Here is a 12,479-nt window from a genome sequence, read left to right as displayed (position 1 = left end):
TACGAAAATCTAGTGAGTAAGTCATGGTCTTTATAATAGCAATTGGATTTGATAATTATTTTATAACACTTTTAAGTGGGTTTTACTATACATACATTTTAAACAGGTCTTAAATAAACAAGGTCCTGAATAAACAGTTACGCTTTTGCCATTTCTGCAAAAATTTCGTCAGCGGCTTTAATCGACGCATCAATATCTTCATTGCTGTGTTTAATTGACATAAAGCCTGCTTCATAAGCAGACGGTGCCAGATAAATACCGCGATCGAGCATACCATGGAAGAACGTATTAAACACCGTCATATCACACTCTGTCACGTCATCAAAATTCTTTGGCGTGTCAGTCTCATTGTCTTTCACAAAGAACATGCCAAACATGCCGCCCAATTTATTGGTACGCATGTTGATGCCGTGTTTGTCAGCCGCCGCTTGAAAACCGTCTACTAGACGATCAACTTTTGCTGCTAACTCGTCATAAAAGCCATCTACGGTTAAGTCTTCAAACATCGCAATACCAGCACGCATCGCGAGTGGGTTTCCTGATAACGTACCAGCTTGGTAGACACCGCCGAGTGGTGCGATACAAGACATGACTTCTTTTTTACCACCGAAAGCACCAACGGGCAGACCTGCACCGATGATTTTACCAAAGCACGTCAAATCAGGGTCGATACCGAAATGTGCTTGTGCGCCGCCCAGACCAACACGGAAGCCCGTCATCACTTCATCAAAGATCAGCACTGAACCGTTGGCAGTACATTCTGCACGCAAGGTATCATGGAATTCTTGGCTTGGAATGACCATATTCATGTTGCCAGCGATCGGCTCTAAGATAACGCAGGCGACTTCTTCGCCCCATTTCTCAAAGCAATCTTTGATCGCTTGCGGATCATTATAAGGAATGGTAATGGTATGCTTAGCAAAATCCGCTGGCACGCCTTTTGAGGTTGGCTCACCGATATCAAGCATGCCCGAACCTGCTTTTACTAACAGGCTATCTGAATGCCCATGATAGCAGCCTTCAAATTTAACGATTTTGTCACGCTGGGTATAGCCACGAGCCAAACGAATCGCACTCATGGTCGCTTCTGTACCTGAGCTGGTCATGCGAATCATCTCAACGCTTGGGACAATTTCGCAAATTTTATCGGCAACAGTCGTTTCAAACGGCGTTGGTGTACCAAAACTTAAACCATCATCCGCGGCTTTTTTGACCGCATCAATCACCTTAGGGTGTGCGTGTCCCAAAATCATTGGACCCCAAGAGCCAACATAATCGATATAGGCATTGTCTTCGGTATCATAAATTTTGCTACCGTTAGCACGGTGCATAAAAATAGGCGTGCCACCAACACCAGCAAAGGCACGGACGGGCGAGTTTACGCCGCCAGGAATATGTTTGCGGGCTTGCGCAAATAGCTGTTCGTTTTTAGTGCTCATAATTATTCTCTACTTATTATTTCTTTAATATTGGTTCTGTCTTATTTTATTAAAAATAACCTTGCGACTTGTTGTTAATGCTTAGCAGATTTTGCTAAGCACATTTAATAACTTATGCTTTTTTAACAACAGATGATTTTAATTTCATTGGGCCAAAACCATCAAGTTTACAGTCAATATCATGACCATCAGAGGCATCGGGCAGCAGGCGAATACCTTTTGCTTTGGTACCAACTTTAATAACAATCGATGAACCTTTGACTTTTAAGTCTTTAATCACGGTGACGGTATCGCCATCTTGTAGCTCATTACCGACCGCATCACGAATGACCGCGTCTTGCTCTTCAGCTTGCGCCGCATCGGTTTCAGCCGCAGTCCATTCATGAGCACACATGGGACATACCAGTAACGCACCATCTTCGTACGTATATTCAGCATCGCATTTTGGGCAATTGGGTAAGCTCATAATTTCCTCGTCAGCCGTGATAAATTGGGTGTATTCTAGAGCTAACATTGTACCGTAACTCGCCAACTTTAACCAATCGCTTCGCTCGTAAATGCGGTGCTGTGACTAATTGATAGATTCGCTCATGTCTTACAGCGGACGTTTTTTATCACACAGTGTTTTGTGTTACTCTGCTTTAACTAAATCTGGTTTGATGACCATATATCTTTAGATGGTAAAACCTCAATATTTACTTTAGCAATTACTTTAATAACTCAGTATTCACCACAATATCTGAGGCTATGGCTACTGATAACGATAGCGACTTATGAATAGGATAATAATAATGACTCAATCAAACGTATCGACCCTCCCATCAACATTGCCACACTTTGTTCAACTAACGATTCAAGGTGAAGATGCAGAAAAATTCTTGCAGGGTCAGCTAACCTCTGATGTCACCAAGCTCGGACTCAGTTATCAAGCAACGGCGCTTAGCAATCTAAAAGGTCGCATTGATTTTGGTTTGTGGATAAAAAAACAAGCCGAAAAGCATTATGATGTGGTTATCAGTGCCGATTGTACTGAGGCTTTTCAAGCCCATTTAAAAAAGTTCGGTGCCTTTTCAAAGTTTGACACCAGTGCGCCCGCGCCCATTTATCCTTGCGTGCTTGATGACGTGCCAACCTTTAGCCATCAAGAAGACCACAATACGCCAGCCGATACCCAAGCGTGGATGCAAGCGAGTCTTGCCATTGGCAACTATTGGATAGTTGCTGCAACCCAAGGTCTGTTTCAGCCACAAGAGCTGCGTCTGCATCAGCGCGGTGGTATGGACTATGATAAAGGCTGCTATCTTGGTCAAGAAGTGATTGCCCGTATTTATTTTAAGGCAGCGCCAAAAGCGTTTTTACATTATGTCAGCGGCGCAGGTGACGTGCCAGCAGCCGGTGACAAGCTAGAAAAAATCCATGTAGTTAATGCGATTGCCGATGGCACTATTAATGGTAATGGTTTTAAAGCATTGGTCGTTGCCCGTCCAGAGCATTTAGCCGATAGTGAGCTTACGATATTAAACTTACCGCCAGCGCTGCAAGCCGATGTTGCGCGTCAAAAATAGTACGACATGATGAGTGACGCGTAATAAACAGCACTCGTAAAAACATTTTTACTAAAAAAGCAGCAGAGTAATCTATGACCCATATTGCGGTACTCGGAGCGGGCGTGGTGGGCGTGACCACCGCATGGTACCTTCGCCAAGCAGGCTACAATGTGACCGTCATTGAGCGTGAGCCAGCGGCCGGTATGCAGACCTCATTTGCCAATGGTGGGCAAATATCTGTCTCGCACGCAACCCCTTGGGCCAATCCAGCGGCTCCAATGAAAGCGCTTAAATGGCTGTTTCGTGAGGATGCACCACTGTTGTATCGCTTGCGTGCTGATAAGGCGCAGCTTAAGTGGGCGATGCAGTTTTTGCAAGAGTGCCGTGCAGATAGAGCTGATGCCAATCTGGTACAAATGGTACGTTTAGGCTTGTATTCACGGGACGCACTACAACAGCTGCGTGCTGATATTGGTATTGATTACGAGCAGCAAACGCGCGGTATTATGCATTTTTATACCAATCAAGCGGAATTTGATGCCGCTATTGCGCCAACGGAGCGCATGCAAGAGTTAGGCTGTGAGCGTCATGTCATCGATATCAATAATGCCGTTAACCTAGAGCCTGCGCTTTACCCTATTGCTCATAAGCTAAAAGGTGCTACTTATACCAGCCGTGATGAATCGGGTAATGCCCATTTATTTACCCAACGCTTAGCCGAGCGCTGCATCGAGGCTGGCGTGAAGTTTTTATACGATACCGAGATTGTGGCTTTAAACACTGACGCCCATTCTGCTCGCCCGCATATCCATAGTATTACCATTAAACCCAAGGGCGAAAACGCGCAAACCTTTAGTGCAGACAGCCATGTACTAGCCCTCGGTAGTTATAGTGTGTCATTACTAAGACCTTTAGAAATACATGCGCCGATATTTCCAGCCAAAGGCTACTCGGCCACTTATCAAATCAACCCTCGCGCCCCGCATCTGGCACCCTTTGTCAGTCTCATTGATGATGAGTTTAAGCTGGTGACATCACGCCTTGGCGACAAATTACGCGTCGCTGGAACGGCAGAATTTAACGGCTACAATTTGGATTTAAATAGCACCCGCTGTGCAGCCATTACCCGCCGTGTGCAGCAGTTGTTTCCCAAAGGTATCATTGCCAATTCTGTGCAATATTGGACAGGGCTACGTCCGATGACACCTTCTAATGTGCCGTTAATTGGGCGTGCGCATAGGGGTCAAGTCCGTCATGGTAGTCATAACGTGGATGCTAGTTTTGATAATTTATGGCTTAATACGGGTCATGGTACGCTTGGTTGGACCCATGCTTGCGGTTCGGCAAAGGCGATCAGTTTATTAATACAGGGTGAGACACCGCCAGTCTATTTTGATTTTGTTGGCTTAGGATCGTAAAAATAAGAAACGTAAGAATAGGAAACGTAAAAAAGGCGCTACCAATATAAGTCAGCGCCTTTTTTCTTTATATGAAAGACTTTTATTCTAGAACTATTTTATGCAGCGCTCCCTGATTCCATATCAAAATTAACATCAGAATCAGCCGTCTCCAAATCAACCACTTCTCGCTCAATCGCTTCCAATTGTACTGGTACACCATTGACTGCCGCATTGCCACTTAGCTGATCGATTAAGGTATCGTCTGTCAAATCATTGACACTGACACCCGCATGCGCTTGAGCGATTTTCTGTTTTACCCCTTTACGGCCATGACCCCACCCATGAGGGATACTCACGACATTTGGCATCAGCTCATCCGTCACTTCTGCTACGATCGTCACACTACCCACACGCGACGTTACTTTTACGTTTTGACCATCCTCAATACCGTACTCTTTCGCCGTTTCAGGATGCAGCATCAAAGTACAGCGCGGCTTACCTTTTACCAAGCGATAGCTGTTGTGCAGCCACGAGTTATTACTGCGTACATGACGACGACCGATTAATAAAATCTGCTTGTTGTCATAGTCCTGCATCATCGCCTGTACGCGCTCTAAATCTGCTCGATAAAAATCAACATTAAGATGAATCTGCTTGTCTTTGTGTTTTAACGCTTGTGGCAGCATGGTTTTGAGCGATCCCAAATCAATACCATGCGAATTTTTCTTCAATTGCTTTAGATTGAGACCCTTATAAGGCCCACGTTTTAGACCTTGATTAAGCACAAACTTCGGACCCAAAACTTTTATTATTAGGCGTTCGACTTTGGTTGCAAGTACGGCTTTTTTATCCAAGCGTTTTGCCAGCTCTAAGTAGATTTGCCAGTCATGTTTGGCGCTTCTTTGCTTAGCAAACAATGCCTTTGAATATTTGGCGACGTTATGGACAGCAAAATTGTTAAAGGTGACGTCATAATGATCGCGCTCTAGTGGCGATACCGGCGGCAAAATAATATGCGCATGACGGCTGGTTTCTGTGACAAAGTAGTCAATAGCGACCATAAAGTCTAAGTTGGCAAAAGCCGTATCTAACTTTTCACCATTGGGCGTGCTGAGTACAGGATTGCCCGCGACAGTCATAAATCCTTTTAACTGTCCTGCCCCTTCTACCAGCATCTCATCCGCCATTGCCACCACTGGATAATCACCGTTAAAATCAGGCAAGTTACTCACGCGGCTATGACGCTTACCTAAATAACCTGGGCCAGAGTTATTGACCACATCAACCGCAGGATTAGGGAACATTAGACCACCCACTTCATCCAAGCGACCTGTGACAATATTAATCAGCATAATTAGATATTGGCTTAATAAGCCAAACTCTTGCACCGATACACCCATGCGACCGTAGCAGACCGAGCTTTCTGCTTCGCAAAACTCTTTGACGAGTCGTTTAATCTCGCTTGCCGCAATGCCAGTAATCTCAGCAACGGACTCGGCGCTATAGTCTTTGGCAAAGTCTGCAATGCGCTCAATCTCTGGCGCGAGCGCTGCCGCTCTATTATTGTTAGCACGTGCCTTGCCTGCATAACCTTGTAAATAGATTTCATTGAGCATGGCAAGCAAGAGTAAGACATCTGTCGCTGGGCGGATAAAATGATGCTCGCTAGCAATATCTGCCGTTTCGGTGCGTCTTGGATCAATGACTACCACTTTACCATCACGCGCTTTGATATCTTTTAGTTTTTGACGCATATTTGGTGCGGTCATAATACTGCCATTAGACGCCAGCGGATTGCCACCAATGATGAGCATATATTGGGTACGATTGACGTCAGGCACAGGGATGCGCAGCATATGCCCAAACAGATGCATGCTAACAATGTGATGCGGCAACTGGTCGATGGAAGTCGCAGAAAAGCGACTGCGCGTCTTAATACTGGTTAATAGATGCTTAATGGTTAACATGCCGCCCAAATTATGGACATTAGGATTGCCTAAATAAATCCCGAAAGCGTTTTGACCATGTTTTTTCTGTACCGACTGAATACCAGCTGCCACCTTATCTAACGCCTCAGCCCAACTAATCTCTTTCCAACCGTTAGCGGTTCTCTCAACGGGATGACGCAGGCGATCACTGTCTTCATGCAAGTCTTGCAAAGCAGTCGCTTTTGGACAAATATACCCTTTAGAAAATGGATCGTCTTTATCGCCTTTAATCGATAATACTTTTTTTCCATCGTGCTTGATGACAATTCCGCACATTGCTTCACACAAATTGCAGGTTCTAAAATGTGTTTGTTCATCCGTGTGACTCTTTTCAATAGCCATGGTCGCGCTCCCTGTTATTTTTTACTATAGTCATTCCACTATAAAAGTATTACTGCGTTACCCTCGTTTGAAGTATTAAATAGACAGCTACACTCGGTTGCCTTGTACTACTCTTAAATTGAATCGACTATATCGCTTTCACTATATAAATTCCGTTTTATAAGTTTAATATGGTTACTAAATTTGCTCATCTTAAAACTATTGAGCATTAGTTAAAGCTAAGCATTACTAAAGATTAATAAGCTAAATAACTAGCCATATACTCTGTGTCTATCTTTGGTGAAAAAATGGCTAAAAACGCCTTCAAAGTTTTTGCACAATATCTCAATGGCTTGCTGCCGTGAATAACGCTGTTGATGACAGCCCAATATCAATTCATGTACTTGGGCGGCAGCGATATCGACACAGAGATGAACGTCAGATTCGTCAAAAGAGCACTCGGCTGACTGCAATCCCTCTATAAATATCTTAGTCCACTCGTCTCTTATCTCTATGATTAGACTTCCCAACCCGTTACGTTCTATGTTTGAATCAAAGCGCAGACTGTCTTCGAGCAAACGTTGAAATAAAGTGATGTTTTGAAAGGCGGCATCAAAAATCAATGTTAGGCATTCCTGACAACGCTCATTGAAATCCTCTTTAGACAGCGTTGGATAGTCTTTAAGCATATCTACCCACGCCATGCGCATCGGAGATAAATAATTGCCTTTAAGTTGCTCGCTTAACACCTGCTGCAACGCATCTAAACTATCAAAATGATTATAAAAACTTGGCTGAGCAATACCTGCGCCTTTCGCGATTTTATTCATGCTCATACCAAGAGCGCCCTCTACGCTATACAGCTGCAAGGCACTTTTGAGTAACGTATGACGCGTTTTCGCCTTTGCCAGCTCGCGTTTTGTTTCCGGTTTTTTAGCACTTACGCTGTTAAGTACATTCACTATCAATCTGCCCCAACTTAATCTACAAAACAATTGTTATTTCAACTATAAGGCTATAGTCATTTAAACAAGAAGTCTATCACTAAATGTTTAACCTTACTTATTCTTAATAATTCGTTTTAACCCATCCTAAAACAATCATAAAACAATAGCCGCCACATTTATGATGACAGCTACTTTTTTTATTCCTATATTTACAGCGTGTTACGACGTCATTTTTTATAAATCATCGCCAGACTTGTTGATTCTCTTTACGTATGTCACTGATAAAACACTTCATTCATTACACAAATGGACGATGCATAACATAGCTGTGCAGATTTCCATAATGGAGCAACACTCTCAACATTGCATATACAGACATGGCGATGGTGAGCACTTATATTAGATATCACCAGTTAGCTGATTAATAAGTACTGATAGCAGCTGAGTAAAATGTCGATTAAAGACAGATGGAATAATTGTCTCAATAACCAATTTTATAATAAAAGAAGGAACATAAAAATGAACGAACATACTCTAAAAGGTGAATGGAACCAAATAAAAGGCTCAGTAAAACAAAAATGGGCTGATCTTACTGATGATGATTTATTACACGTTGAAGGTAGCCGTGATAAATTGGTCGGAAAAGTTCAAGAACGTTATGGTCACAGCAAAGATGATGCTGAACGTGAAGTAGATGCATGGCGTACTGAACATAAATACTAGTAGATAATCATGCTTGTAAGAAGTATTAAGATAGAAATTTTATAAGCAGATTATTTAAACGAAAACCGCATTAGTTTCTAATGCGGTTTTTTTATGCTGGACTTATCACCAACTTGATTTATATCAAATAATTATAAGAGATAAAACTCAAAGTCCAGACACGATAAAACCGCATAGCAATTAACTGTTATGCGGTTTTATTGTTAACCATCCATGTTACCTATCACCACTGTTTCCCATGCATCCTTGCATAATATTCAGCATATTGTGATACTGGGCATCCTGCCCTTTTTACTACAACCACCAGCATTAACTACTGATAGCAGCAAAGGGTATGTGTCCTTACTCCACTTATCATTATCATCCTGATGCTAATAAGTGAATCATTATCCTTAATGCGGTCAACTCAATCCTTGAGTCACATTCCCTAATGCCGTGTGACTATAATGCCTAATTCCTAACCTGATGTTAAGTCGCGTAAGCGTCATTACGTGTAAGCATATGCTTACATGATTCATATTCGTTGCTTTGATTACAACTTATTAACGCAAAAGACACTAATCATCAAGCTTTGTCCATTATGATAGATAATGTAAGAAAATATTTCAAAGCGCATAATGGTAATGACGATGGTAATAATCAATTTGCCAGTAAGTTATGAATACGATTATATGAAAAATTTATAGAGTGCGTACGTGCTCGGCTATCACCAGCAATGATGCGACGGGTAATTTAAAAATATTATAGGATATTGGATCATGAAAACTCTAAAGCCTTTCTCATTTAAGACCGTTATATCTACTGGTCTTGCGGTTGCATTATTGGGCACTACAGTTGGGTGTACCGTAGTCGGTCCAGGATATGATAATTATCCAGTATATGGTGGTAATGATGATTATGGTAACGCTGACTACAACCGTATTAGTCAAAAGCTACGCGCTGATCTGCGCCGTAAAGGCTATCAGGTTATGGATATCAAATCCGATAACTACCGTGGCAATCGCATAATGACCGCTTATGCCAAAAAGAACAACCAAGCATACGAGCTAAAATACACGTATCCTGATCTAAAACTTATTAGCTCGAATAAAAAAGCTTGGTCTAATGTTTGGCAAGACGATAGATATGACAAAGACCATTACAACAAAGACAAATATAAAAATAATGGCAAGCATAAGAATAATAAGCACTATAAGAATGACGATATCGAAGATAGCATTAAAAGAGACTCGCGTTATCCAGCAATTAAACAACGTGCAATCAATAAAATACAAGGCATGGGCTATCGGGTCAAAGACATTGAGCTGGAAGAAAAGAACGGACGCGGCGTGTTCGAGATTGAAGCCAAGCGCGGCTCGCAAGAATATGAAATACGACTTGGTTACCCAAACTTAAATGTGATTAAGATTGAAAAAGACTAGGGCATGTCCTCCATTCAATTGATAGTTATAGTCAATCCTATATAAATCAGATACGGTATCAGGCTCGCTTAGTCTACTATTTATAGTGCTTTCGCTTGCCTTCCTTGAATCTAAATTATATTGAACCGACTATATTTAAGTGCATTAAAAATGAAATAAGTAAAATAAAGCTATTAAATAAAGTTTTGGCATCATTGATTACTTGATGCCTTTGGTCAAATAAGCCAGCCCTTGGTTTATTTGACCCTTTTTTATAAAAGAAGCAAAAATATTTTTGACATCATAAGAGGATTTGATGAACCACCATACTTTATTAAAAACCACTACTACAGCTAGTATGATTGCAGCGTTGCTGACGATAACGACTGGCTGTGTCACCGCACCTGGTTATAATGCTTACGGCGACCTTTACGAAGATGTTTATAAAAACAGTAAGGTCTACAAAAAGCACAAGAAGACCATCAACTCCATTGATAAAGAGCTTTATCAGCCTGCTATCGAGCAAAGGGCTGCCAATAAAGTCAGCAATATGGGTTATCGAGTCAAAGACGTCAAATAAAAAAAAGGTGACAGTAAAATAAAAGTAAAAGCCAAACGCGGCAGTCAAGATTACAAAATCGAGCTTGGCTATCCGAGTTATAACGTGATTAAGATCAAAGAGGACTGATAGCTAACCCTAAAAGTCTAATACCTCAATCACATCATAGGCAGGCGTTTCATAAGGATGCGCCTGCTTTAACGCCTCGACGACCTCTTTAATATCAGCATCAGCCACTACCATTTCTACCCGCCATTCCTCAACGGTTTCCAGTCGATCATGTGCTCCAATATTTGGATTACTGCCTGCCAGTGGCATAAACTGCCCTATTCCCTGCACTTGCCAACAGCACTTTTCATAATTGCCAATCGTCCCAGCGCCCGCCGAAAATAAAGCGGACTTTACCTGCTCTAATGCTGTATCTGGAATAAAAACCGTCAGTTTATACATGTGTTACTTCCTTCAAGTCTATTTAGAAAAACAGCCATCAACTATCAATCTTACTATTTTTTGGATAACGAAGGATGATCTGTCCAAATGTAGCGTAATAACCATTCTTTTGCCTCGCCCGCATAATCAATGCCAATCCGTGGACGCAGCGATACTGGCGGCTTGCAACCGTCTTCTTCTATCCAAACGGCTGATGCTGGATGAATAGATTTGCCATACAAGTCACGGTCGATTTGTAAACGATTGGTCAGCTTACCAGGACCAGCAAATTGCTTGGGATGAATCAGTTGTTGATCTAAGCTCAATAATTGCTCATCTCGCAAGCGGTCACTATCTTCTGCTAAAAACCCTGCGCGTATCAGCACCGACTCAGGGGAGTCGATAGCAGCACTGATTAAATTGAGCATATGATGGACACCATAAGTCAAATATACATAAAAAACACCACCTTGCTCATACATGATTTCAGTTCGCGGCGTTCGGCTGCCAGCATGTGAGTGACAAGCGGGATCGCCCGCACCGATGTAAGCTTCAGTTTCTGAGATGCGCATACGCAATATTTTAGTCGTGCCATCCGTATCTAACAGCTTTCTACATAGCACTTTACCTATTAAGTCAGCAGCAACCACACAGGTTGGTCGAGTAAACCATGATGGCGATAAAATAGTAGGCTCAGTGTCAGTAGTAGATGGTTTTGAAGACGGCATACCATAAGCCTTATTTTTGTATGTATCTTTATTATAAGAACAGTAATCTCACAAGTCGTGCAAATTGTATAAGGTTTCAGTAATTTTTTGCATAAAAAAACTGAGCACATGGCTCAGTTTTTTTTACGCTAAAGATTGACCTGCAATGCAGTGCCAATCAAATATCTAGCTTAATGGCACACCAATACGGTTAGCCACTTCTTCATAAGCTTCAATGACATCGCCTAATGATTGACGGAAACGGTCTTTGTCCAGCTTCTTCTTAGTCGTCTTATCCCAAATACGGCAGCCATCTGGTGAGAATTCATCCCCTAAGACGATACGGTCATGGAACACACCAAATTCTAGTTTGAAATCAACTAGTATCAAATCACCTGCTTCGAATAGCGCCTTTAACACCTCATTTACTTGATGAGTCAACTCTTCCATTCTGGCCAGTTGTGCTTCGGTTGCCCAGCCAAGAGACACAGCAAGTGACTCATTGACCATTGGATCACCCAGCGCATCATCTTTATAAAACAATTCATAAGTAGGCGGCGTCAATGCTTGCCCTTCTTCTAAGCCTAAACGACGCACCAAACTGCCCGCAGCAAAGTTACGAACCACGCACTCAACTGGAATCATCTCTAAACGCTTGACCAATACTTCATCTTCAGACAATTGCTTTTCAAAATGCGTTTCGATACCAGCATCAGCCAGTTTTTGCATGATGAAAGCATTAAAACGATTATTGACGACGCCTTTGCGTGCTAATTGTTCAATACGCTTACCATCAAGCGCTGAAGTATCATCACGGAAATGTAGAATCAAAAGATCATTATCTTCAGTTTCATAGACAGATTTGGCTTTGCCTTTATACAGCAGTTGTTGCTTTTGCATTATGGGAGTTCCTGTTCGTTCAAGCTTATGTGGTAAAAACGCGCAGCGACCGCTGATTTTTGTATGACAGAATGAATAATATTTACATTAATCACTGTAAAATGTCAGCGGTATAAATA

Annotated in this window: 12 protein-coding genes; 5 read left to right on the top strand and 7 right to left on the bottom strand. The window is 42.1% G+C overall.

The window, feature by feature from the left end:
* Window positions 1-137: 137 nt before the first annotated feature.
* Entirely contained in the window at window positions 138-1,439 is a 1,302-nt protein-coding gene (gene hemL, locus INT03_RS07800) for a glutamate-1-semialdehyde 2,1-aminomutase (RefSeq protein WP_193008490.1), read from the bottom strand.
* Between the two features lie 112 nt (window positions 1,440-1,551).
* Window positions 1,552-1,905 carry a zinc ribbon domain-containing protein YjdM gene (locus INT03_RS07795; RefSeq protein ID WP_055123598.1) on the bottom strand — a complete coding sequence of 118 codons (354 nt, stop codon included), beginning with the start codon at window positions 1,903-1,905 and terminating at the stop codon, window positions 1,552-1,554.
* A 325-nt stretch (window positions 1,906-2,230) separates the two neighbouring features.
* Between INT03_RS07795 and INT03_RS07790 the strand changes: the two genes are divergently transcribed.
* Entirely contained in the window at window positions 2,231-3,004 is a 774-nt protein-coding gene (locus INT03_RS07790) for a YgfZ/GcvT domain-containing protein (RefSeq protein ID WP_193008489.1), read from the top strand.
* 74 nt (window positions 3,005-3,078) lie between these two features.
* Window positions 3,079-4,404: a D-amino acid dehydrogenase gene (locus INT03_RS07785; protein ID WP_193008488.1), complete on the top strand. Its 1,326-nt coding sequence runs from the start codon at window positions 3,079-3,081 to the stop codon at window positions 4,402-4,404.
* 98 nt (window positions 4,405-4,502) lie between these two features.
* Here the strand turns inward: INT03_RS07785 and INT03_RS07780 are convergent, their stop codons facing one another.
* Both INT03_RS07780 and INT03_RS07775 read right to left on the bottom strand, forming a co-directional pair.
* Window positions 4,503-6,716: a molybdopterin oxidoreductase family protein gene (locus INT03_RS07780; RefSeq protein WP_193008487.1), complete on the bottom strand. Its 2,214-nt coding sequence runs from the start codon at window positions 6,714-6,716 to the stop codon at window positions 4,503-4,505.
* 251 nt (window positions 6,717-6,967) lie between these two features.
* The gene (locus INT03_RS07775) at window positions 6,968-7,657 is read right to left on the bottom strand and encodes a TetR/AcrR family transcriptional regulator (protein ID WP_193008486.1); all 690 of its coding nucleotides are present in this window, start codon (window positions 7,655-7,657) and stop codon (window positions 6,968-6,970) included.
* A gap of 504 nt (window positions 7,658-8,161) precedes the next feature.
* Here INT03_RS07775 and INT03_RS07770 point away from each other — a divergent pair.
* The 3 genes from INT03_RS07770 (at window position 8,162) to INT03_RS07760 (ending at window position 10,345) form a co-directional block, all read left to right on the top strand.
* Window positions 8,162-8,365 carry a CsbD family protein gene (locus INT03_RS07770; protein WP_045443240.1) on the top strand — a complete coding sequence of 68 codons (204 nt, stop codon included), beginning with the start codon at window positions 8,162-8,164 and terminating at the stop codon, window positions 8,363-8,365.
* Window positions 8,366-9,123: 758 nt separating this feature from the next.
* A complete protein-coding gene (locus tag INT03_RS07765) occupies window positions 9,124-9,786 on the top strand; it encodes a PepSY domain-containing protein (protein WP_193008485.1) in 663 nt (220 codons plus the stop codon).
* A 295-nt stretch (window positions 9,787-10,081) separates the two neighbouring features.
* The gene (locus INT03_RS07760; protein ID WP_226950344.1) at window positions 10,082-10,345 is read left to right on the top strand and encodes a hypothetical protein; all 264 of its coding nucleotides are present in this window, start codon (window positions 10,082-10,084) and stop codon (window positions 10,343-10,345) included.
* 117 nt (window positions 10,346-10,462) lie between these two features.
* On the opposite strand, the gene INT03_RS07755 is transcribed toward INT03_RS07760, so the two are convergent.
* From INT03_RS07755 to purC, 3 genes are all read right to left on the bottom strand, one after another.
* Entirely contained in the window at window positions 10,463-10,774 is a 312-nt protein-coding gene (locus tag INT03_RS07755; RefSeq protein ID WP_087815870.1) for an NGG1p interacting factor NIF3, read from the bottom strand.
* A 53-nt stretch (window positions 10,775-10,827) separates the two neighbouring features.
* Window positions 10,828-11,481, bottom strand: coding sequence for a DNA-3-methyladenine glycosylase (locus tag INT03_RS07750; RefSeq protein ID WP_193008484.1), 654 nt, complete (start codon window positions 11,479-11,481; stop codon window positions 10,828-10,830).
* Between the two features lie 165 nt (window positions 11,482-11,646).
* Entirely contained in the window at window positions 11,647-12,360 is a 714-nt protein-coding gene (purC, locus tag INT03_RS07745; RefSeq protein ID WP_045443231.1) for a phosphoribosylaminoimidazolesuccinocarboxamide synthase, read from the bottom strand.
* Between the last annotated feature and the right edge of the window lie 119 nt (window positions 12,361-12,479).

The sequence above is a fragment of the Psychrobacter sp. PG1 genome, assembly GCF_014897815.1.
Lineage (GTDB): Bacteria > Pseudomonadota > Gammaproteobacteria > Pseudomonadales > Moraxellaceae > Psychrobacter.
The sequence above is the reverse complement of the archived record's forward strand: the minus strand, read 5'-3'. Positions and strand labels throughout refer to the sequence as shown.